General features: G+C 48.4%; 20 protein-coding genes. 11 read left to right on the forward strand and 9 right to left on the reverse strand.

The features are described 5' to 3' along the window. Window positions 1–128 precede the first annotated feature (128 nt). From DESAL_RS19540 to DESAL_RS00825, 5 genes are all read left to right on the forward strand, one after another. Window positions 129–1,442, forward strand: a complete 1,314-nt coding sequence (locus tag DESAL_RS19540) for a MerR family transcriptional regulator (protein ID WP_012765751.1) — start codon at window positions 129–131, stop codon at window positions 1,440–1,442. Between the two features lie 75 nt (window positions 1,443–1,517). Then, complete coding sequence (locus tag DESAL_RS20155; RefSeq protein WP_157046902.1) at window positions 1,518–1,691, forward strand: MerR family transcriptional regulator; 174 nt, start codon at window positions 1,518–1,520, stop codon at window positions 1,689–1,691. A 177-nt stretch (window positions 1,692–1,868) separates the two neighbouring features. Next, entirely contained in the window at window positions 1,869–2,324 is a 456-nt protein-coding gene (locus tag DESAL_RS00815; RefSeq protein ID WP_012765752.1) for a YccF domain-containing protein, read from the forward strand. A 120-nt stretch (window positions 2,325–2,444) separates the two neighbouring features. Beyond that, complete coding sequence (locus tag DESAL_RS00820) at window positions 2,445–3,212, forward strand: Fic family protein (protein ID WP_012765753.1); 768 nt, start codon at window positions 2,445–2,447, stop codon at window positions 3,210–3,212. A gap of 101 nt (window positions 3,213–3,313) precedes the next feature. Next, the gene (locus DESAL_RS00825) at window positions 3,314–3,826 is read left to right on the forward strand and encodes a hypothetical protein (protein ID WP_012765754.1); all 513 of its coding nucleotides are present in this window, start codon (window positions 3,314–3,316) and stop codon (window positions 3,824–3,826) included. A 142-nt stretch (window positions 3,827–3,968) separates the two neighbouring features. On the opposite strand, the gene DESAL_RS00830 is transcribed toward DESAL_RS00825, so the two are convergent. Continuing rightward, window positions 3,969–4,895, reverse strand: a complete 927-nt coding sequence (locus DESAL_RS00830) for a tRNA (adenine-N1)-methyltransferase (protein ID WP_012765755.1) — start codon at window positions 4,893–4,895, stop codon at window positions 3,969–3,971. 327 nt (window positions 4,896–5,222) lie between these two features. Between DESAL_RS00830 and DESAL_RS00835 the strand changes: the two genes are divergently transcribed. From DESAL_RS00835 to hemW, 5 genes are all read left to right on the forward strand, one after another. Then, window positions 5,223–6,209 (forward strand): radical SAM protein, encoded by a 987-nt coding sequence (locus tag DESAL_RS00835; RefSeq protein WP_012765756.1) that lies wholly within the window; start codon window positions 5,223–5,225, stop codon window positions 6,207–6,209. Between the two features lie 51 nt (window positions 6,210–6,260). Next, window positions 6,261–7,733 carry an Rne/Rng family ribonuclease gene (locus DESAL_RS00840; protein ID WP_012765757.1) on the forward strand — a complete coding sequence of 491 codons (1,473 nt, stop codon included), beginning with the start codon at window positions 6,261–6,263 and terminating at the stop codon, window positions 7,731–7,733. Between the two features lie 54 nt (window positions 7,734–7,787). Next, window positions 7,788–8,342 (forward strand): epoxyqueuosine reductase QueH, encoded by a 555-nt coding sequence (locus tag DESAL_RS00845; RefSeq protein WP_012765758.1) that lies wholly within the window; start codon window positions 7,788–7,790, stop codon window positions 8,340–8,342. A 103-nt stretch (window positions 8,343–8,445) separates the two neighbouring features. Then, complete coding sequence (locus DESAL_RS00850) at window positions 8,446–9,279, forward strand: universal stress protein (RefSeq protein ID WP_012765759.1); 834 nt, start codon at window positions 8,446–8,448, stop codon at window positions 9,277–9,279. 70 nt (window positions 9,280–9,349) lie between these two features. Next, window positions 9,350–10,546, forward strand: a complete 1,197-nt coding sequence (gene hemW, locus DESAL_RS00855; RefSeq protein WP_012765760.1) for a radical SAM family heme chaperone HemW — start codon at window positions 9,350–9,352, stop codon at window positions 10,544–10,546. Between the two features lie 7 nt (window positions 10,547–10,553). Here the strand turns inward: hemW and DESAL_RS00860 are convergent, their stop codons facing one another. From DESAL_RS00860 to DESAL_RS00900, 8 genes are all read right to left on the reverse strand, one after another. Beyond that, on the reverse strand, window positions 10,554–11,633 hold the full coding sequence (locus tag DESAL_RS00860; protein ID WP_157046903.1) for a hypothetical protein: 1,080 nt from the start codon (window positions 11,631–11,633) through the stop codon (window positions 10,554–10,556). A 38-nt stretch (window positions 11,634–11,671) separates the two neighbouring features. Beyond that, on the reverse strand, window positions 11,672–13,195 hold the full coding sequence (locus tag DESAL_RS00865) for a caspase family protein (RefSeq protein WP_012765762.1): 1,524 nt from the start codon (window positions 13,193–13,195) through the stop codon (window positions 11,672–11,674). A 19-nt stretch (window positions 13,196–13,214) separates the two neighbouring features. Next, window positions 13,215–14,114 carry a formylglycine-generating enzyme family protein gene (locus DESAL_RS00870; protein WP_012765763.1) on the reverse strand — a complete coding sequence of 300 codons (900 nt, stop codon included), beginning with the start codon at window positions 14,112–14,114 and terminating at the stop codon, window positions 13,215–13,217. A gap of 17 nt (window positions 14,115–14,131) precedes the next feature. Continuing rightward, on the reverse strand, window positions 14,132–14,971 hold the full coding sequence (locus tag DESAL_RS00875) for a formylglycine-generating enzyme family protein (protein ID WP_012765764.1): 840 nt from the start codon (window positions 14,969–14,971) through the stop codon (window positions 14,132–14,134). Between the two features lie 123 nt (window positions 14,972–15,094). Continuing rightward, window positions 15,095–16,222, reverse strand: a complete 1,128-nt coding sequence (glf, locus tag DESAL_RS00885) for a UDP-galactopyranose mutase (protein WP_012765765.1) — start codon at window positions 16,220–16,222, stop codon at window positions 15,095–15,097. Window positions 16,223–16,307: 85 nt separating this feature from the next. Continuing rightward, window positions 16,308–17,165, reverse strand: a complete 858-nt coding sequence (hflC, locus tag DESAL_RS00890) for a protease modulator HflC (protein ID WP_012765766.1) — start codon at window positions 17,163–17,165, stop codon at window positions 16,308–16,310. Window positions 17,166–17,175: 10 nt separating this feature from the next. Continuing rightward, entirely contained in the window at window positions 17,176–18,249 is a 1,074-nt protein-coding gene (gene hflK / locus DESAL_RS00895; protein WP_081434548.1) for an FtsH protease activity modulator HflK, read from the reverse strand. A 225-nt stretch (window positions 18,250–18,474) separates the two neighbouring features. After that, the gene (locus DESAL_RS00900) at window positions 18,475–19,500 is read right to left on the reverse strand and encodes a radical SAM family protein (protein WP_012765768.1); all 1,026 of its coding nucleotides are present in this window, start codon (window positions 19,498–19,500) and stop codon (window positions 18,475–18,477) included. A gap of 138 nt (window positions 19,501–19,638) precedes the next feature. On the opposite strand from DESAL_RS00900, the gene DESAL_RS00905 reads away from it, so the two are divergent. Next, window positions 19,639–21,006 (forward strand): phosphomannomutase/phosphoglucomutase, encoded by a 1,368-nt coding sequence (locus DESAL_RS00905; RefSeq protein ID WP_012765769.1) that lies wholly within the window; start codon window positions 19,639–19,641, stop codon window positions 21,004–21,006. Window positions 21,007–21,010: the final 4 nt, after the last annotated feature.

The raw sequence follows: 21,010 nt of genomic DNA on the forward strand, positions 1-21,010 counted from the left end.
AGCAATTGAGTTGGGCTGTGACAATTCTTTTGAAAAATTTGAGTTTGAAGCATCAAAAAAGTCTTTGACCTGTCTATAACTTCATAGTTCATGTTAGGTTCATCGCATAGCTATGCATGGAGTTGAATATGGTTAAAACATCGTCAGGTTTGACTGTGGGGCGGCTGGCTAAAAAATACGGCCTCTCGCGCAGTACGCTGCTTTATTATGATTCAATCGGGCTGCTTTCGCCGTCTGCTCATATGAAGGGCGAGTATCGTTCATATGGTGCGGATGAGGAAAAGAGACTGGCTCATATCTGCCATTATCGCAGAGCCGGGATACCGCTTAAGGAGATCAAGGTGATTCTTGATTCGCCTGTTAGCGGTATAACCGGTGTGCTGGAGACTCGGCTGAAGGAACTCAATGAGGAGATAGCCTCCCTGCATGAACAGCGGGAGTTCATTTCCGGGATTCTGAAGAGTTCACCGGATGTCAAATCCGCAAAGCTCGACAAGGCGGCTTGGACCGAAGTGCTGCGCTCATCCGGTTTCAGTGAAAAGGATATGGAAGATTGGCATAAGGCCTTTGAGCGTACCCATCCAGACAAGCATCAGCAGTTTTTGGAATATTTGCAGATACCGGACGATGAAATACGTTTGATCCGCAAGTGGTCTTCAGGACCGCAAAGGATCATCAAAGTACAACAAATCAGCGAGAAATATATGAAATTGTTTTTGAACTTTTTCGACACACTGGCAAAGCTTGGGCCCGGAAGTGTAGAGAGTACTAAGAAAGCCTTGAGCATGGTTCGCGGCCTGCCTGAAAAGGCCAAAGTCCTCAATATCGGTTGCGGAACCGGGATCGAGACCATAGCCCTCTGTGAAGTCACGGATATGGAGTTTACAGCCCTCGACAATCGTCAGGCTGTCTTGGATGTGCTGGAGAAGGAAGCAGCCAAGGCAGGCTTTACAGAACGCATTACAACCGTTCTCGGCGACATGAACGAGATGGATTATGACGCTGAGTCATATGACATGATTTGGTGCGAAGGTGCCATCTTCATTACAGGTTTTGAGAACGGTGTTTCCAAGTGGAAGAAGTTCATCAAGCCGGGCGGTTATATCTGCTTGAGTGAACTGGCATGGCTCGGCGACGAGCGTCCCGATGAAGCAGTGGAGTTCTTCCAGAATATCTATCCGGAAATGAAGTCCGTGCGCGGGAACATCGAGATTATGGAAAGGCATGGTTATGAGGTTACCGGATATTTCATCGAGCCTGAATCCGACTGGTGGGATATCTATTACGCTGAAATGGAGCGTAATCTGCCGGGATATGCCGAAGACAACAAAGATAATTCCGAGATGGGAGTGCTGGAAGAAAACCTGCGCCGCGAAATGGAAATCATGCGTAAGTATGGGCATGCCGTGGGTTATGCCTTCTACATCGCGCGTAAGAAATAATAAGCAGCAATCTGCAGATTAATATAACCGCAGCCATGCGGCCACATGGCTGCAGACCAAGATCAGGAGAGGACAATGGATAAGGAAAAATGGACTGAAATCTTCCGTGAAGCCGGATTCAGTGACGAGGACATGCACAACTGGCATAAGGCTTTTGAAAAGCTTTACCCGGAAAAGCATCAGGCCTTCTTGGAACACATTCAGGTGGATCAGGAAGAAATCAAGAAGATCAGGGAATGGTCGAAATAGTTTCGGCTGTTGTTTGAATGTAAGTAAACCCCGGTGCGTCCTAGTATGGTCGTGCCGGGGTGTTTTTGTATGCGGGAAAGACTTGATGTTTTTTCGGGATAAGGGGAAAAGAAAATATACAGGCTTCTGCAATGCAGGTTATTGTGGATGACTGTACTTTAAACATTGGAGATTAAAATGAGAACACTCGGAAACATCTTGTGGTATTTCCCTTTCTTCGGATTCATAAACGCGATCATGTTTTTCCTGCTCGGCTCACTGCTGGTGCTGACCGTAGTTGCTTCACCGCTCGGTCTGGGGTTGATCCAGTACAGTAAGTTTCTTTTTGCACCTTTTAGTTGGTCCATGGTTTCCAAGGAGGATCTCAATGTGGAAAGCAACCCCGCTTGGGAAGCCTATTCCACAATCATCATGATTCTATGGATTCCCTTCGGGATCATCTTCGCGGTGATAACCATCTGTCAGATAGTAGGTCTGGCAATATCAATTGTGGGTATCCCGGTGGCCTTGGTGTTAGCAAAGTCACTGCGGACAATCTTCAATCCCGTGGGCATGGTTTGCGTGCCTGCTGTGGTTGCGAATGAGGTGCAGCGGCGTAAGGACGAGGCCGCTATTAATAAGCATATCCGCTAGTTGTTGAAGTTTTGTTGGAGATTTGAAAAGCCCCGTGCTCGGATGAGTGCGGGGCTTTATTCTTTGATAGCCGATTGACCTTCATAGGCTAAGCAAATACTTTGTGTTAAAGGAGTTCCTATGCCTACTGATTACCTTAAACCCGAAGCCCTGACTGCGCTGTTGAGCGAAATTGATGAGCGTAAAGCACAGCTTGATGCTTGTCGCGATTCCGTCAGTCCTCAGATCGTGGAAGCGCTGAATATTGAATATACCTATGATAGTAACCGCATTGAAGGTAACACCCTGACCCTGCGCGAGACCGACCTTGTCATTAACAAGGGGCTGACCATCGGCGGCAAGTCAATGCAGGAGCACCTTGAAGCGGTCAACCATTACGAAGCTATCCAGTACGTTCGCGAGTTGACCGCAGAATCCACAAATTTTTCAGAGAAGGTCATCAAAGACATTCACGGCATCATCCTGCAAGGCATAGATCGCGAAAACGCAGGACGCTACCGCAGTGTTCCTGTTGCTATTTCCGGCAGCCGCCACATTCCCCCGCAGCCGTGGCAGGTTCCTATTCTAATGGAGCAGATGGTTGCGTGGTATGCTGAGAATGAGCCTGTGCTACATCCCGTTGTTCTCGCTGCGGAAGTGCATGAGCGTATTGCTACCATACACCCATTCATAGACGGCAACGGGCGAACAGCACGCTTAGTAATGAATTTAATCTTGATGCAGCGTGGTTACTTGGTAGTTAATATCGCCGGGGATACTGAGAGTCGTCTGGCTTATTACAATGCTTTGGAGAAGCGTAATCTTGAGGACGACAAGATTGAATTTATTGAGTTGATTGCTGGGTATGTTTTGAAGAGTTTGTGTGGGGTTTTGGAGAGGGTGAAGTGAGTAGCTTTGGCTTCTGATTGACATATAATTACAAAGTTCTTATTCGTCTTATGTTGAAAATAACTTTAGTAGAGTTTTTAATGTTAATTAGGAGTTTTTCTATGCGAAATTTGATGAAAGCATGCGTGATGTCCGTAGCAATCTTTATGTTGATGTGCGGAGTCGCCAGTGCAACTAGTTTCAATGCACAAGGTAGTGCTGTGGTCGCAGGGGTGGACCATCGGTACGTTTCAAATGTCAATTTTTATTCTACATCATTAAGGTTGAGTAATATTACGGGAGAGACCGTCCAGTGCAAGGTTACTGTTTTTAATCACGATGGAGAGGACATTTCTTCTTATGGGACGATTCGTACTGGGGGGAGTCCCAATTACCAAGAGCTTGCAAGTGGTACTGATACTTTTGATATCCCTCCATATTCCACGCGTAGCTATGAGCTTAAGTCTTCAAGACTTAATCAATCTGTTTATGGTTATGCTGTTGTTGAGTGGACTTCGAATAATCCTAAACTTAGAAAAGCATTAATTGGTGTAGTCACGAGGCTCATGGTTAGACCCGCAGATGTTTCAACAAGTCAGACTGAAAGAGATATCAACAACGGGCGGCCATTTTAAGTCAGTTGTTAGTATCAAAACGATATATTTGCCCCAAAAGCAAATGGTTGTTTGTTATGTGACATTTCAATCAAAAAAAGCCGGGCCTCCTCACGGAGACCCGGCTTTCATCATTCATATCTTCAATTATCCACAACCAAACTTACTCAGCCTTCTCCTCATTGGATTTAGGCTTAGCTTCTTCAGCAGCTTCTGGCACGTCTTTCTTGGCGTGAATCATGTCTTTTCTATCTACATGATATTTATCAGCAGCGGGTTTGCCGCGATTCTCACGCTTTTTCTTGGGCGCTTCTACGCTCATTTCGCAGCCTGCCATGTTACGGGCGAAGACTAGGTATCCGGTGTGGGCTACCATGCGGTCTTCGGGGCGCAGACGTTCTGCGATGGGCTTGTAGCGGCGAACGAGAATTTCGCATACTTCCTGCTCTTCGAAAGGCGCACTTTCCATGGCTTTCAAAAGATCGCTGACCTGATTGGTGGTCGGCAGCAGGAAACCGCACATTGCGCCGGGGATTACTGCTTTGGGAATGTGGTGCAGATAATCCCAGGGGTTGGGTACGTCGAGGAAGAGGGCGTCGCAATCGCTGGCGAGGAAGCCGTCTTCGATGTTCAGGTTGAACTGCTCAACGCGGTGCTCAAGTCCGGCCCATTCAAGGTTCTTGCGGACCAGCTTGTAAAATTCGGGGCGTTTTTCGTGGGTGTATACCTTACCGGTATCACCTACGTAGTAGGCCAGAGCAGTGGTCAGGCCACCGGAACCGGAGCCGGATTCGACTACACGGGTGCCGGGACCGATGCCCAGTTTGAGCAGCAGGTAGCTGATCTCTTTGGGGTACATGATCTGGGTCTGGCGTTTGAGGCCCTTGATGATATCGTAGATGGTGGGTTTGAGGAGCTGGTATTTGTGGCCCAGATGGGTTTCCACAACCTTTCCGTACCCGGCGGCAAGGATGTCATCGGTGTACATCATGCCGTCATGTGTATGTATTTCTTCCCCGGCATTAAGAGTGCGCAGGTAGCGCTTGCCTTTGGGGTTTACGAGCAAAATTAGTTGTCCAGCTTCAAGCATTAGACTTCCTCCTGAATTGTTCTATGGCCCGATTACGGATGAAACCGTCCAAAGTCAATATTTAATGCATTCAGAGGGTGGATAAAGCACCATTTGCAGTGATGTATATACCACTTGAGTTTTTTGACATTTAAGAATAAATGCTTAACTACCGCATTGAATGAAATTTATCTTCGCGCAGTTATTTTTACACATCTCCCGCAAAAATCACAGTTGGAATTAAGAGGCACGCTTGTTACGTTGACAACGGCGAAGTCTTTTTTGATGAAAAAAAAGTGCGAAGCGCATCAAATTTAATTGATTTTTTTGCTTCTTGATGAGGCCGTTATGGGTTATAGATATGTCTTCGGGCCGGTTTTTTCCGGCAGGATAGGTCGTTCACTGGGGCTGGACCTGCTTGGTCGCAGGGTTTGCTCTATGGATTGTGTGTATTGCGAAGTGGGCAAGACTGATCTGCTCACTGGTGAACGTGATGTTTATGTGCCCGCGGCTGAAATTCTTAGAGAATTAGAAAATTGGAAGCAGGAGGGGCATCAGCCGCCTGAGTTTATTACCCTTGGGGGACTCGGGGAACCGACCCTCAACTCTGAAATGCCCGAAGTAATTCGCGGCATAAAAAAACTTTTCCCGTCTATGCCTGTGGCCGTGCTGACAAACGCGACCGCCATGACGGACCCCGAAGTGAGAAAGGAATTGCTGGAAGCTGATGTGGTGCTTCCTTCTATGGATTCCCTTGTTGCTTCGGAATTCAGGGCCATAAACAGGCCGTGCAAAGGGACTGACCCTACGGCAATTGCCAAAGCCCTGATCGAATTCCGCAAGGAATTTAATGGTAAGATTTTTCTGGAAGTGCTCCTTTCACGGGGATACAACGATTCGGACGAAAACCTCTCTTTGATGAAAGATTTCTGTTCCAAACTTGCCCCGGACCGCATTGATGTGGTCACACTTTCGCGTCCCGGGACTCTGGAGAAGGCCGGTCCGGTTGATTCCGAGACCCTAGGCCGCTGGAAAAAGGTTCTTGATGCCGCGCCCTGTAAAGACAGGGATTGCGGACCGGATACCGGCGCAAAGAAAAGGAGCGGTGATGAGACCATTGCCCATGTGCAGGGCGAAGGCTCCCACGCATTTGACCGGATTCAGGCTTCTATCATGCGCAGGCCGCAGACAGCGCAACAGCTCGCCGGAGCACTTGATGTCCCCTTGGAAAGGGTGGAACAGGTTCTGGCAGAACTGGAAAAAAGCGGTAAACTGCACGTCAGGCAGACTGGAAATGATATTTATTACGATTGCAGGCTTGACGGAGAATCATGAATTTAGCTGCTGAGTCCGGGGAAAATTTAAAAACTTTTCTTTGGATTAAAAATGACAGGTAAAAAGCAGAAGAAAAAAGAGAAAATGTTCATCAGCGTTCTCCCCGGCGAACAGGTGGAGGTCGCGCTGACTCAGGAAGGTCAGGTCATCGAGTATTACGTAGAAATGCTCCATCAGGCCAAGACCAAAGGTAACATCTACAAAGGTTACATTCATAACATTGATGCCGCGTTACAGGCGGCTTTCATCAACTACGGGGCTGAGCGTAATGGCTTCCTACAGGTTGATGAAGTGCATCCTGAATACTATCAGGGTGCTTATAAGCTCAAGAAAGGTCACCGTTATCCCCTGCTCCAGAAGGTTCTTAAGCCGGGACAGGAAATTTTCGTACAGGTAGTGAAAGAACCTACCGGTAAGAAGGGTGCATTCCTTTCCTCATATCTTTCTATTCCGGGCCGTTACTTTGTTCTTACTCCCGGACGCGAGCAGATCGGTATTTCCCGCAAGATTGAAGACGAAAAAGAGCGCGAAAGACTCAAGGAACTTATCGATGAGGTCAATCCCGGAGCGGGGGTGGGAGTTATTGTTCGTACCGCCAGCAAGGGACAGAGCAAATCAGCCCTGCGCCGCGACTTTAAATTCCTGACTCGTCTTTGGAATGACATCCGCGAAAAAGGACAGGACGCCAAGCCGCCGTCCCTCGTTTATGAGGAAATGGGACTGGCAGCCCGTGCCGTGCGCGATTACTTGTCTTCCGATGTTGTTGAAATCTGGGTTGATGATCAGGAAACCCTTGAGCAGGTAAAGAAACTGGCAACTCTTTCTTTCCCGCGCCGTTCCAATCTGGTTAAACTCCATTCCGATACTGACAAATCTCTCTGGGAACGGTTTAACCTTGTTAAGCAGATCGAGCAGATTTACGGTCGTGAGGTTAACCTGCCCTCCGGTGGACGACTTGTCTTCGACCAGACCGAGGCCCTGACCGCAATCGATATCAACTCCGGCAAGATTGGCGGCGAGCGCAATTTCAAGGAAATGGCTCTCAAAACCAACAAGGAAAGTGCCGAAATGATCGCCCGCCAGCTCAAGCTGCGTGACCTTGGCGGTCAGGTTGTTATCGACTTTATTGAGATGAAAGACCCCAAGCATTGCCGCGAGGTAGAAAAGACCATGCGGGCAGCTCTTAAGGGCGACCGTGCGCGTACCGATGTCGGCCGTATTTCCCGTTTTGGGCTTATGGAACTGGTTCGCCAGCGTCTGGGATCATCCGCAATTGCGGTTTCCACCGAGGCTTGTCCCTGCTGTGACGGTACCGGTATTCGTCGCAACATGGAATGGCAGGCTATGCAGGCCATCAAAGATATTTATCGTATGCTTCGCAGACCTAACTGCGAATCCCCGTTGGTCTACGATGCCGAGGAAGAGTTGGCTCTTTACCTACTCAACCACAAGCGCGATGCAATCTCTCAGTATGAGAAGATGTTCGGTACCAAGATTAACATCGAAATCCAGTGGAATGAATAACTAATAAATTAGAGGGGGAGTGCTAAAACGCTCCCCCTCTAATAATTTAAGACTATGTCCTCTAAAAGAATTCTCCTTCATGCCTGTTGCGGTCCGTGCTCCATCACCACAATTGATGCTTTGCGCGATCAGGGCTTTGAAGTCTCTGCATTTTTTTACAATCCCAATATTCACCCCCTGCAGGAGTACCTGCGCCGTAGGGAAGGTTTTCTTGAAGTCTGTGAAAAGATGAATGTGAAGGTCATCGGCAGGCTGGATGAGTATGATTCCAAGAAGTGGTTCCGCAATGCTGCCTTTCGCGAAGCAAACCGTTGTTTCCATTGTTATGCGGATCGGTTGGAGCGGACTCTTTCCCTTGCCAAGCGTGGTGGGTTTGATTTCTACACCACCACCTTGCTCTATAGTAAATTCCAGCAGCACGAACGTATTGCCGAACTCGGGAAAGATATGGCCGGGAAAAGCAAATGTGAATTTTACTATTACGACTTCAGGGAAGGCTGGAAAGAGGGCATTGAGCGTTCTAAGGAAATGGAAATCTATCGCCAGCAGTATTGCGGATGTTTGTTCAGTGAAAATGAGCGTTACGAGAATGATTTGAAAAAAAACTAGCTTGTTTTAATGCTTCTCTATGGTTATCCTGTTTTAAATGATTGTATTCGAAAGTAGTGTGCCTGCTTTTTATATATTTTGACAGCAACAGATTGAGGTAAGCATGGAAAAGCATCTTCTGGTTTGTGTCCGTGGGGACTCTGCATCTTCATATGCGGTCAGATTTATAAAGAATTTTTTTCACTCTCCGTGCGATGTGCGCATTACTTTGTTTCATGTTGCTCCTCCTATGAATTCTTGGAGCAAGGGGGCTATGGCAAAGGGACGCAAGTTGCTGGATGAAACCCGGCAATGGTTCATCGACAACAGTTTTTGTGCAGATAGCAAAATTGATGTGAAGAGTATCCATTCCCGTGGAAATACTGCACGCGAGATTGTTCAGGAAGGGCACAAGGGGATGTACGATGCGGTTATACTAAGTCGTCAGGCTCAGTCCGTGCTCGAAGAATTTTTCGATTACAGTGTCGGTTCCAAGGTAATATGGGAAGAAGTTGACTTTCCACTATGGTTTTGCAAATGCCCGGAAGAGCTCGCACGAAAGGACGTACTGCTTTGCGTGGATGAAGATGCACCTTCGCAGAGAATTGCGGATCATGTGGGATTCGTGCTTGGAGACAATCCCAATCACGACATCACCATGTTTCATGTCCATGACTCCCGGGAGAAGGGTGCGACAACATCAGAAGATATTTTTGAGATTACTCGCGAACACCTTGAAGGCAACGGCGTAGCTCCTGAACGTATCAAAGAGCTTGTTGTAGACAGTGATGATGTCACCAAGGCTATTCTGGCGGAAGTTGCCAGAAAACCTTATGCCGCTGTAGCTGCCGGACGTGGCAAGCATGATAAGACAGCCATTGAAAAGCTTTTTCCCCGTTCGTTAAGTGTAAAGCTCCTGCATCAATTGGAGGGAGCTACTCTCTGGATCAGCCGTTAGCAGCTTTGCTGATTGATTCATTCCAACTAATAGGGATTCCAAAGCGCATCCCATTAAAGGATTTCTATTAATGGGACTGACTCCCGCATTTTTTAATGCCCCGCTGTTGCGTGGAGACGGCAGTGAGGCCAGAAACCTTCTGGTCTACATTCACGTGCCTTTCTGCAAACGCAAATGTAACTATTGCGCCTTCCATTCCCAGCCTTTTGAACAGGTCGGTTTTGCATGGTATATGAAGACCCTGCTTTCCGAGATTGAACTCTGGGGCAAACGGCTCAAGAATCCACGCATCGGTACGGTCTATTTCGGGGGCGGCACTCCCAGCCTGATCCCGCCGTTTCAGCTTGAGCTGATTATGGATGCCCTGCGCAAGCACTTCAGTTTTACCAAGGGTATGGAAATCACCCTTGAGGCCAACCCTGATTCCGCCAATGACCTTTCATATTTCAAAGCCCTTTACGATATGGGCATCAATCGCCTCAGTCTCGGTTTTCAGTCTCTAGATGACCGCAACCTTGAGATGCTCGGGCGTCCGCATTCTGCAAGGCAGGCAGCTGATGCATATTACATGGCTCGTAAAGCCGGATTCGGCAATATCAGCATCGATTTGATCTGGGGTTTGCCGCGCCAGAAGGTTAAGGACTGGAATAACGAACTTAAGGCTGTGGTGCAGCTTAAACCGGAACATATGTCCTGTTACGGGCTGTCCATTGAACCGGGGACTGTTTTTGGGCAACGAGCTGAGGATTTGGATATGGAACTGCCTCCTGACGGCGAGCAGGCCCGTATGTTCATTTACGGTGCCGAATATCTGGAAGCTATGGGCTACATTCAGTACGAGATTTCAAATTTCGCACGTATGGGTTTTATTTCCCGTCACAACCAAGGATATTGGGACCGTCTTGATTACCTTGGTCTTGGGCCTTCTGCTGTATCTACAATCGGAAACCGCAGGTTCACCAACCCGCGCTATCTGGATGAGTATGACGCTGCTGTGCGCGGTGGCTTTCTGGGAGAAGATTTCGAAGAACTTACCGATGAAATCAAGGCTCAGGAATTGATCATGCTTTGTCTGCGCACGACAAAAGGTCTTAAGCTTTCTGACTATACGGAACTTACCGGGCGTGACCTGACCAAGGAAAAGACTTCCATCATCAGTGCCCTGCATAAGAATGGTCTGGTGCGTATGAGCGCAGGCTACCTGCGGCTGACCAAAAACGGCATGCTGGTTTCCAATTCTATCTTGGAGTCCCTTGCATTTGATTAGGGATTGCTCAAGGCTCAATCCAGAACTCAATGTCTTCGGACCACCATGCGTTGTCCGGCAGGGAAGACAGGGCTTCAATGAAGCTGCTCAGGTTATTGGAATCAAGCCAGTAATAACCGTCTTCTTCCTTAAGTGATTCGCTAAGGTCCATGCTTACGGATGAATCAATTCCGATTATCTTGAAGAGCATACGTCCAAAAGGCTCTTCTACTTTGTAAAAGCTTACTCCCTGCGAGATAATTGCCGGGAAGAAGCTGGTCCGTTGTTTATTAAAGGTCTGCACATCCATCAACGGGATGGGGTAGAGCAGAATGGCCTGCCCATGTTCTGCTGCGGGATCATAGTTGAGTATGTATAGTTTTGAATTCATGGGCGGTCTGACTGAAAAGCCCATTTCGTCTCCGGGATTAAAGACCGGCATCATACCCTGTTTAAAATTGATCCTGTTGCCGCCTGCCAGTTTGAACAGTTTTACCTGTGATTGCTGACCTGTTCTCCGGTAATTTTCCCTTCCGGTTAGTGTTGCCGTGATATCTTCGACTTCGCGGGCAAAATCTGTCGCAGGTTTTCTGGTCCGTGACAGCTGTTTGATCTCGGTATCAGTTCTTCGGGAGACCGTTGCTGAAGCGATTGTACTTCCGTTTACCGGATCAACTGCCTTTGCGGTTATACGCAGTTTCTTGCCGCTGAGCACGTAACTGCCCAGAATAAGCACATCTGCACTCAGGTGCCTGCGCATCCATTCGTTGTAGTCTACGGAATGTTCTTTGTGTTCGCTCATTTCATTATGCAGGCGGGCCAGTTCCAGCCGTTCCACAACAGTCCAAGTACGTTTCTCATCTTTGACCAAGGCAAGCCCAACATATTCGGCAATACGTTTTCCAAGCATGGATGGCGCGGAGTTACCGTGGGGTTCAAATTCAAGCACTGCGATTCTTTTGCCGTTCAACAGTTTGTTCTCTGCCAACTCTTCAGCAAGAGTCTCCCCAGCCCGCTCAAGGTTGGACATCCCGTCAAAAAGAGAGCGTGCTTTTGCCTGTTCGCAGGTGATTGCAAGAAACAACAGCAGGCTGCATAACGCAACCAAGCATTTCGAAATCCTGTTCTCTATTTTGAAGTGCGTCATTATCTGACCTTGCTCAGCTTGATTTTTTTGTTGCTCGTGATTCTGGGGTCCTGTTCGAGGTCAAGAGCATTCAGCTTTGACTTTGCGTAACTGAAGGCTTCAATAGTATCTACCCAGCCGTTTTTGTTGCTGTCTGCTGGTCCCATCATTCCTTGCAGGAAAAAGTAGCTGAAAGCACCTTGTCTGCCGGGGGCGTATTCTTCTGCCGGTCGGTCTGCTGCCGAGGCGGTGATAAATTGTTTCTTGCCCGAGAGCAGTTCCTTTTTTACCTGCGGTTTGATGAGTTTCATGCCTGATGCGGATTTACCGGAACCGGAAAAACAGGCATCAATTATGGTCAGGATATTCTTGTTCTTGATTGCGGAAAAACGCTTATCCAGTTCCGCAAGGGATATTGCGGTTCTGGTATTCAAGCTGTCCAGATGTGCTTCGTAAGGAATGAGCAGGCCGTCTTTAATGGTGGTCTTGTCCGCTGCCAGCAGCGGAGAGCCGTGCCCGGAGAAATAAAAGATGATCTTTGCTCCGGGATTCAGCCTTGCTTTGCGTTCCAGCCAGTCTAGACTGTTGAGCATGTTGCCCAGTGTGGCTTCGTTGTCCAGCAGCAGCTTGATGTGGGCCTGATCATTTTTGAAGCCGCACATGCGGGTCAGCATGCGTTGCATCTGCTTGGCATCATTGGCAGCGAAGCGCGGGCCATTAATGGTCTGGTATTTGTGGATACCGACAATTACCGCAAAAGCCTTGTTGCTCGGTTTGGCTGTGGGCTTGATTTTGCTGATTTGCAGGACTTCACTTTCTCCGCTTGCAGCCTGCATGGTTTCGGCGTTGAATGCGCTGTCCGGCAGTGGTCTGGGAACAGGAATGTCTACTGAGTCATCCCACATAGCCAGAACCATTTTGTCTTTGGCTCGATCAATAATCTTCGAATCGGGATAAACGGAACTTAGCCGGACGATATTTCCGGTTGCGGCTTCCCGGCTCCCGGACCGAAACTGCTGCCACTGCTTTTCAACAAGGTATTCCGCAGCCTGATCGAGGTCTTTGCGTTCCAGCAGTTTGGAATTGCTTTCGGCAAAGGCCATGGCTTCTTCATATTTGCCCTGCCGGAAGAGGATGGCCAGTTGTAGCCGGGTGGCACCCTTTGTTTCTCCCATGACTCTGGCCCAATCCAAGGCTTCTTCATTCTTGCCGAGTTTATAAGCCAGCCAGCCGAGATTCTGGACTAATTTTTTGTTGGAGTGCTTCTTTTTATACAGATCAGCCCAGATCGCATATGCCTTATCCGGCCTCTTGTAGCGATAATATGCTAAGCCCAGATTGTAGGCTATTTTCATATCTTCGGGGCACCATTTATTGGCTTGCATGAGTCCGGCCAGCGATTTCTTGGGATTTTTGTCGAATCCGGCTACTGCTTTGGCTGCAAACTCACGGGCCACAAGGCACATATCCTTTTGAGCGAAAGCAAATGAGCTCATAAGCATTAAAGCGGCACATAAGATGATAATTGATGAACATTTATTCATGATTCCCCCGACTATACGATTAGTGCTCTTTTACAACCCTGAATCCGTCCAGGTCTTCTCCATCCCAGTCCTGAAATTTATTTCGGTTTCCGCAACGGGCGAACTTCGGTTCGTTTATGAAACTGCCTCCCCGGACAACCCGTTCATTGCTTTTACCCTTGTACAAAGGATTATTGCGGCTGTGGTACGAGTATGCTTTTACATTGTACCAGTCTTCGCACCATTCCATTGCATTACCCAGCATGTCATAGAGTCCGAACTGGTTCGGTTTAAAGCTTCCTACCGGGGAGCTGGAGAAGTACTTATCTTCACAGGGAAAGACTTCTCTGCCCCGGTCGTATTCTTTCACTGCTGAACGGTCATTAATATTGGCGTATTTGCATGCCTCGGCTTCTGATTCCCCCCAGAAGAAGCGGGTGTCTGTTCCTGCACGGCAGGCATATTCCCATTCTGCTTCCGTAGGCAGTCGGAATTTCCCATATCCTTTGCTTGATAGCCATTGGGTGAATTTCTTGGCTTCAATAAAATTTACATAAACAGCCGGACGATCAGGGGTTCCCATCTTTTGTTCATCTTCTTCAAAGGGATAAACTGTTTCTGGCTTGTATTTTCTGAATTGTTTATTGGTCACCTCATAGCGGCCCATCCAGAATCCATCCACGCAGACTTCATGTCTCGGCTTTTCATCAGCTTCCCAGTCTTTTTCAGAATCCGGGGTTCCCATCATGAAGCAGCCCTTCGGAATCCAGACAAATTCCATTCCTGTGGTTGGCTCGGTCCATATTTGTCCCGGTATGGGGGCTCCTTCCTGTAGCGGTTCCCAGCCTGTATCGATGTTGTCGGTTTCTGCCGCCATCAGGGGTATGGCTGTCAAAAGGAGAATTGCAACGGTTAGTGTAATTTGAATTAGCCTGTTCATGGATCACCTGCCTGTATTTATGGGCTGCGGACCAACCGGAAGCCGTTGTAGTATTCTCTGGTATCCTGCTTTTTTCCTGTTCTGAATGCGGAACGCAGATAGTTCGGGACGCTGTACCATCCTCCGCCGCGAAGAATCCGTTTAGGGTTGTCATTTTTCACGACCAGAGGATTTTCTGCCGGACCGGGAGGGTACCATTCATAGGTGTCCTCACACCACTCCCATACATTGCCGTGCATGTCGTAAAGTCCGAAGTTGTTGGGCTCAAAGGTGCCGACAGATTTAGGCCCTCCGTGCCAACTTGATGTCATTTGGTCGTAGGAATCCAGTCCCAGATAAGCGGCCATGTCCGTATTAAGTCTGCTACCGAATGAATAGGGAGTTGTGGTGCCGGCCCGACATGCGTATTCCCATTCCGCTTCAGTAGGCAGCCTGAATGTTCCGACTCCCTTGGCGTTCAATTTACGGATAAATGTTTTGGCGTCGTCCCATGAAACTTTTTCGACCGGGTCATGTTTACCGTCATGGGAAAAATGGGAAGGGTTCTTGTCCATAAGTGTTAACCATTCTTCCTGTGTAACTTCGTATTTGCCTATCCAGAATCCATCCACACAGATTTTGCGCAGCGGGCCTTCGTACTCTTTGCGTCCTTTTTCAGATTTCGGTGAGCCCATCATGAAACAGCCTGCCGGAATCCAAACAAATTCCATACCTGTGAATGGCTCTATCCATTCCTTGCCCGTGACCGCATTAAAAACCATCCATTGCGCATCCAGTTCTATTTCATAGGCATGGGCATGCATGGTTATTGATAATGCGGCACAAAGTATGGTTATGGTCAGTATGAATTGTTTCATTATTAACCCGCATAATGGTTTGTATATAAGTATACTTGATGCAGGCGATTATAGGAAGGATGATAAAAGAAAAAGCCGCCAGTTTCAGACTGACGGCTTTCTTTGCAGTTTATGGAGATCTTTTTAGCTTAGTTCATGGTCGCAGAATTCCAGTGCGGCCAGTACAGCTTTATCCATGTCGTAATATTTGTATTGTCCCAGTCTGCCGAGGAAGTGCACGTTCTCAAGTTTGTCCGCTTTAATTCTGTACAGTTCGTGCCGCTTGCGGTCTTCATCAGTATTGACCGGGTAATAAGGCTCATCTCCCTGCTTCCATTTCACGGAGAATTCGCGTGCGGTGATGGTTTTCCCGCTTCCATTCTCTCTTTCCGGATGCAGGTGCTGGTATTCGTGGATGCGGGTGTAGGGAATGTCAATATCGGCGTAGTTCATGACCGAGGTTCCCTGATAATCCTGAACGTCTTCAATTCGGTATTCGAAGCGCAGGGATCTCCAGGTCAGTTCCCCGTGGCAGTAGTCAAAATATCTGTCCACCGGACCGGTGTAGTAGATAGTGCAGTCTTTGGGTATTATGCGTTTCAAATCGAAGAAGTCCGCATTCAGCTGGGTTTCAATAAGTTCATGGTCCAGCATGCGTTCGAACAGTTTTGTATAGCCGTCCCAAGGAATGCCCTGATAGCGGTCTGTGAAGTAGTCGCATTCATAGGTATGGCGGAAGGGCAGTCGGGTGATAATTGAGGCGTCCAGTTCTTTAGGGTCGCATTCCCATTGTTTCAGGGTGTATCCTTTGACGAAAGCCTCATACAGTTCGCGCCCAATCAGGCTGATTGCCTTTTCTTCAAGGTTCTGCGGGGCGGTGATGTTTTCTTCTGCGCTTTTGCTTTGGATGAAGTCTTCAACTTCGTGCGGTTTCAAACTGATTCCAAAGAAAGAATTGATGGTCTGAAGGTTGACCGGCATGTGGAAAGTACGCCCCTGATAGGTGGTTACCACCTTATGTCGGTACCCGTTGAACTCTGTAAAACGGTTCAGGAAATCCCAGACGCGCTGTTCTTTGGTATGGAAAATATGAGTGCCGTAGCTGTGGAATTCAATGCCTGTTTCGTCATTGATCCGGCTGTGGCAGTTGCCGCCGATGTGGTCGCGTTTGTCAATGACCAGCACCTGCTCGCCTAATTCTTCAGCTATTTGTCTGGCTACCGTGCAGCCGGTAATTCCGGCACCAACGATAAGATGTTTGCAATTTTCCATATGAAGTCTCCGCAAAAAATTAAAGCCCGTAATATCTTTTAAGATACTACGGGCTTATTCGTCATGTGTCGAGCTTACTAAGCAACTACTTCATATACTTCAAGAACGGGCTATCCTGTGAGATGATTAGCCTTGTGTTCTCTTTGAGTCCTGTTTCATAGGCTTCGAGGGACTTTTTGAATTCATAGAATCTCGGGTCCTTACCGAAGCTTTCTGCATAGATTTTAGTCGCTTTACCGTCACCTTCACCGCGCAGGATCTCAGCTTTGAGATTGGCGTCTGCGAGGGTGATAGCTCTTTCCTTGTCTGCCTGTGCAGTGATGCGGGCTGCTGCTTCGCTACCCTGTGAGCGGTACTGCTTGGCCATACGCTCACGTTCTGCACGCATACGTCCGTAAATAGCACGGGCGTTTTCAGGCGGGAGGTCGGTACGTTTGATACGTACATCGAGAACTTCAATACCGTAAGATTTGAGCAGGGCATTTGAAGTCTGGGTGACCTCTTCCATAATGGAGGTACGGTCACTGGAGATGATCTCGATCAATGTGTAACGACCAAGGGCAACGCGGAGTTCCGCGTAGATAATATCATCCAGTCGGGCCTGAGCACGAGGGATGGAACGCACAGTGCGGTAAAACAGCAAGGGGTCGGCAATGCGCCACTTGGAGTAGTTATCCACAACCATGTTCTTCTTATCTTTGGTCAGAATTTCAGCCGGACGGGCATCATATTCCAGAAGGCGTGAATCAAAGTAGATCACGTTCTGGACAAAGGGCAGCTTGAAATGCAGCCCCGGTCCCATAGGTCCGGATTTTGGTTTACCGAGCTGGAGCACTATGGCCTTCTCGGTCTGCTTTACTATGTATGCACTCTGCGCAATCCCCAGTACGGCAACAATAATCAGAATTGCCAGGGGAGCGGAACTTTTTTTGAGTAAACTCATGTCTTATCCCCTATTTTTTACCGGTTTGGATGGGAAGGGTGCTGCCGTCCAGAGAGAGGAACGGAAGAGCCTTCTTGGCCGAGTCGTCGGAAAGAATGACTTTCTTGACTTCAGGATTGGACAGGATGTTCTGCATTGTTTCCAGATACAGACGTTTAACTGTGATGTCCTTGGCCTTCTGGTATTCCTTGTAGACTGCCATGAAACGTTTAGCCTGACCCTCAGCTTCGCGTATCTTGGTTTCCTTGTACGCTTCTGCTTTGTTCAGGATAACCGCAGCCTGACCTCTTGCCTTAGGCAGGATGTCGTTGCGGTACGCTTCCGCTTCGTTGATGTAACGGCTCTTGTCCTCACGGGCGGATGCTACGTCTTTAAAGGCGTCTACAACTTCGTTCGGCGGATGCACGTTCTGCAGCTGTACTGCCAGTACATTCACCCCGAGTTTGTAGCGGTCTACAATTTCCTGCAACAGATCGCGTGTCTCGGTCTGAATCTGGAGCTTACCGGTAGTAAGGGCCAGTTCGATCTTGGTTTTACCGATAATCTCACGCATGGCCGCTTCGGCAGCGTCCTGAATGGTTTTGGGTTGGTTGCTGACTTCGAAGAGGTAGTTCACCGGATCTTTGATCTGGTATTGTACGATGAATTGAACATCTACGATGTTTTCATCACCGGTCAGCATGAGGGATTCCTCAGGTACGTTACGCGACTGGCCTTGGGTAAAGGAGCGCGAAGAGCCATAGGAACGGAAGCCCACTTCCACACGTCTGATCTGTGTGACCTTGGGTTTCATGACCGATTCAATGGGAATCGGAAGGTGGTAATGCGGACCCGGTGTAGTGGTTGTCACATACTTACCGAATCTGGTTACCACACCGACTTCATCCGGTTCTACGATGTATACCCCGGAAAGAAACCAGAGCAGGATGATGCCGATGATTATAAATTTGCCGCCCGGCAAGCCGGTTCCGCGGATTTTTCGGATTGTGGAGTTAATATCATCCACATTCGGCGGTTTAGGAGCACCTCCGCCGCCTTTGTTCCTCTGCCGTTGTTCGGATAATTTGTCCCAGTCCCAGTTCATGTAAATTTGATAGGTGAGATAGACCGACATATCAAGGAAAATCGGATATGTGGGCCGATATGTTAATGGAATAATAACTCCAGCGCGAACATTCAGTATCAGAAAGTGAGCAGAGTTATCGGGTCTTCCTGTAACGCATTAATAAATATGCTCAGATTATATCAATTTTTTCTAAAGATAAAACTTTTTCTGGTTATCTGAAATTAAGTGGTACAATTTGTTCCGCTAGCTTAGCAGGTCGAGAAAGTACTTGGCATCGGGGTTATTGGAATCCTTTTGCAGTGCAGAAGAAAAGGCTTTCAGGCTGCCGGCCATGTCTCCGTGCTGCGAGGCAACGAGTCCGTTGATTACGTCTACCTGAGGGAGTTCACCGTAGTTGCAGCGGATGAATTCGGCCCTGCGTTGGGCATCCTCAAGGTTTTCCTGAATGACCATACTTTTGGCCAGATTGTAGTGATAGGCCAGTTCGTAATCCGTATTAAAGGGCTTGTGTCCTTTTTCCACTTTCCATCCAACTGAGGGAGTACGGTCGGAGAAATTACAGTAGGAGCATGCTTCGAGCGGAAAGCGGGAACGCCAAAGCACAAAGTCATGGTAATCGAAGCTTTTCAGGTCGTAGGACATGTGCGGACAATTCTTGAATCCTTCGCTGAGCATACCTTCAGGGGCGAAGCGCTGGTAGCCACCTGCCCCGCAGCGGTGCACAGTCATATCACGCAGCAGGGCCATACAGTGGGAGTTCCCGCAGAACCGTTTTACTTCCCGCGGCTGGTCGAAAGTTTCCAGTTTGTTGAAAATAGATTTTTGCGGGAATTGAATGCGAACATGGGGGTTGTATTCTTTGATCAGCATAGCTATGCGGTATGCTTCTTCATAGCCGCCGAGCCGTTTTTCAATGGTCGGGTAACGGGAGATTTTGACCAATGACATAAGTTGCCATAGGTCCTTATAGGCCCGAACAGCCTCTTCGGAAAGCCAGAATCCGTTGCTGGTGATGACCATGGGGCGTTTGTATCTTTCGTAGATCTGGAAAGCGAAGCGGGTGATATCCGAATGTAGAAAAGGCTCCCCGCCCATAAGAGAAATTGCTCCAAGGTGGAAGTTTTCTCCATTAAGGATATCAAGGCCGGGGAAATAGTCTCTGGGTTCATATTCCTTTTCAGGACAGAACGGGGAATAATTGTGGCACCAGCGGCAATTGTTGTTGCAGTGGTCGACCGTATGGATTTCAACGTATGGTATCTCAAACATGGCTTGCTGTGCGGTTGCCTTTTTTATAAATTATAGAGTGATACTTGCTTTAGATGCATACTCCCAATCCGATTCTACCGCAAGAACGGGTTGATTTTTATGAAGCTGAAACGGATTTACGGTTAACGGAGATATACGATGAAGGAAATCAGGAAAGAAATTTTCAGAGCCTACGATATTCGTGGAGTTGTTGGTCAGGATTTTGATGAGGAATGGGTTGAGCGTCTCGGCCGTGCGTGCGGTACATGGTTCCGTTCAAAGGGTTGGGACCGAGCAGTACTGGGACATGATTGCCGTCACAGTTCTCCTGCCTATCAGCAAGCAATTGGACGGGGGTTGAATGCTTCCGGTGTGGATGTTCTATTCCTCAACCTTATCCCGACTCCGGCACTGTATTTCGCAGCAAAAAAGCTGAACTACAAAGCCGGGGTGATGATCACCGCCAGTCACAATCCTCCGGAATTCAACGGCTTCAAGGTTTGGGGTGGAGAAACCACTATTCATACCGACGATATTCAGGAAATCTACAACATAATGGAGTCCGGTGATTTTGCTGAGGGCAGCGGCATGGCTTCCTATCACGATATCGTGCCCTATTACATTGAAGACCTGCTTTCTGACATTAAACTGGAGCGTCCGGTTAAGGTTGTGCTTGATGGCGGCAACGGTGCCGGGGGACATATTGCTCTGGAACTGCTTCGTCAGGCCGGGGCGGAAGTCATTCCGCAATACTGTGAACCGGACGGCGATTTCCCCAACCATCATCCGGATCCTGTTGTTGCCGAATATATGGGCGACCTGTTCAAGGCTGTTGTGGAGCACGGTGCTGAGGTAGGTATCGGTCTTGATGGCGACGCCGACCGCATCGGAGCTGTTGATGAGTATGGCAACCTGATTCCCGGAGACAGGCTTGTGGCTCTCTATGCCCGTGAAATGCTGGAACGCAAACCCGGTGAGACAGTTGTGGCTGATGTAAAATGCAGTCATCTGTTGTTTGATGATATTGCCGAGCATGGCGGTGAACCGCTCATGGCCCGTACAGGTCATTCTGTTATGAAGGCCAAGATGATCGAAACCGGAGCCGGACTGGGTGGAGAGATGAGCGGGCATATTTTCTTTTCCGACCGTTTCTACGGCTTTGATGACGGCCTGTACTCAGCATTGCGGTTGCTTGAGATTCTTTCACGTTCCAAGGATCCTGTTTCAGGTATGTGGGATGAATGGCCGCAGACTTTCTTTACCCCGGAACTGCGCGTTGAATATCCCGAAGCAATCAAGTTCAGGCTGGTTGAAAGGGCGGCAGAGGAGCTTGCCAAGGATTATGAGGTCATTGATATCGACGGTGTTCGCATTGTGTTTGATGGCGGTTGGGGTCTTGTGCGTGCTTCCAACACTCAGGCAGCTTTGACCCTGCGTTTTGAAGCTTCTTCTCAGGAGCAGCTCAGGGAGATAAGGGAGAAGGTTGAAAATCTGCTTGATCGTTTGGCAGCAGAGCTTTGCGCTTAGCTCC

Source organism: Maridesulfovibrio salexigens DSM 2638 (assembly GCF_000023445.1).
Classification (GTDB): Bacteria; Desulfobacterota; Desulfovibrionia; order Desulfovibrionales; family Desulfovibrionaceae; genus Maridesulfovibrio; species Maridesulfovibrio salexigens.

Bases quoted from the DNA above. Each gene is read 5' to 3' on its own strand.
- DESAL_RS19540 (WP_012765751.1), top strand. From the start codon at position 129: ATGGTTAAAACATCGTCAGGTTTGACTGTGGGGCGGCTGGCTAAAAAA.
- DESAL_RS20155 (WP_157046902.1), top strand. From the start codon at position 1,518: ATGGATAAGGAAAAATGGACTGAAATCTTCCGTGAAGCCGGATTCAGT.
- DESAL_RS00815 (WP_012765752.1), top strand. From the start codon at position 1,869: ATGAGAACACTCGGAAACATCTTGTGGTATTTCCCTTTCTTCGGATTC.
- DESAL_RS00820 (WP_012765753.1), top strand. From the start codon at position 2,445: ATGCCTACTGATTACCTTAAACCCGAAGCCCTGACTGCGCTGTTGAGC.
- DESAL_RS00825 (WP_012765754.1), top strand. From the start codon at position 3,314: ATGCGAAATTTGATGAAAGCATGCGTGATGTCCGTAGCAATCTTTATG.
- DESAL_RS00830 (WP_012765755.1), bottom strand. From the start codon at position 4,895: ATGCTTGAAGCTGGACAACTAATTTTGCTCGTAAACCCCAAAGGCAAG.
- DESAL_RS00835 (WP_012765756.1), top strand. From the start codon at position 5,223: ATGGGTTATAGATATGTCTTCGGGCCGGTTTTTTCCGGCAGGATAGGT.
- DESAL_RS00840 (WP_012765757.1), top strand. From the start codon at position 6,261: ATGACAGGTAAAAAGCAGAAGAAAAAAGAGAAAATGTTCATCAGCGTT.
- DESAL_RS00845 (WP_012765758.1), top strand. From the start codon at position 7,788: ATGTCCTCTAAAAGAATTCTCCTTCATGCCTGTTGCGGTCCGTGCTCC.
- DESAL_RS00850 (WP_012765759.1), top strand. From the start codon at position 8,446: ATGGAAAAGCATCTTCTGGTTTGTGTCCGTGGGGACTCTGCATCTTCA.
- hemW (WP_012765760.1), top strand. From the start codon at position 9,350: ATGGGACTGACTCCCGCATTTTTTAATGCCCCGCTGTTGCGTGGAGAC.
- DESAL_RS00865 (WP_012765762.1), bottom strand. From the start codon at position 13,195: ATGAATAAATGTTCATCAATTATCATCTTATGTGCCGCTTTAATGCTT.
- DESAL_RS00870 (WP_012765763.1), bottom strand. From the start codon at position 14,114: ATGAACAGGCTAATTCAAATTACACTAACCGTTGCAATTCTCCTTTTG.
- DESAL_RS00875 (WP_012765764.1), bottom strand. From the start codon at position 14,971: ATGAAACAATTCATACTGACCATAACCATACTTTGTGCCGCATTATCA.
- glf (WP_012765765.1), bottom strand. From the start codon at position 16,222: ATGGAAAATTGCAAACATCTTATCGTTGGTGCCGGAATTACCGGCTGC.
- hflC (WP_012765766.1), bottom strand. From the start codon at position 17,165: ATGAGTTTACTCAAAAAAAGTTCCGCTCCCCTGGCAATTCTGATTATT.
- hflK (WP_081434548.1), bottom strand. From the start codon at position 18,249: ATGAACTGGGACTGGGACAAATTATCCGAACAACGGCAGAGGAACAAA.
- DESAL_RS00900 (WP_012765768.1), bottom strand. From the start codon at position 19,500: ATGTTTGAGATACCATACGTTGAAATCCATACGGTCGACCACTGCAAC.
- DESAL_RS00905 (WP_012765769.1), top strand. From the start codon at position 19,639: ATGAAGGAAATCAGGAAAGAAATTTTCAGAGCCTACGATATTCGTGGA.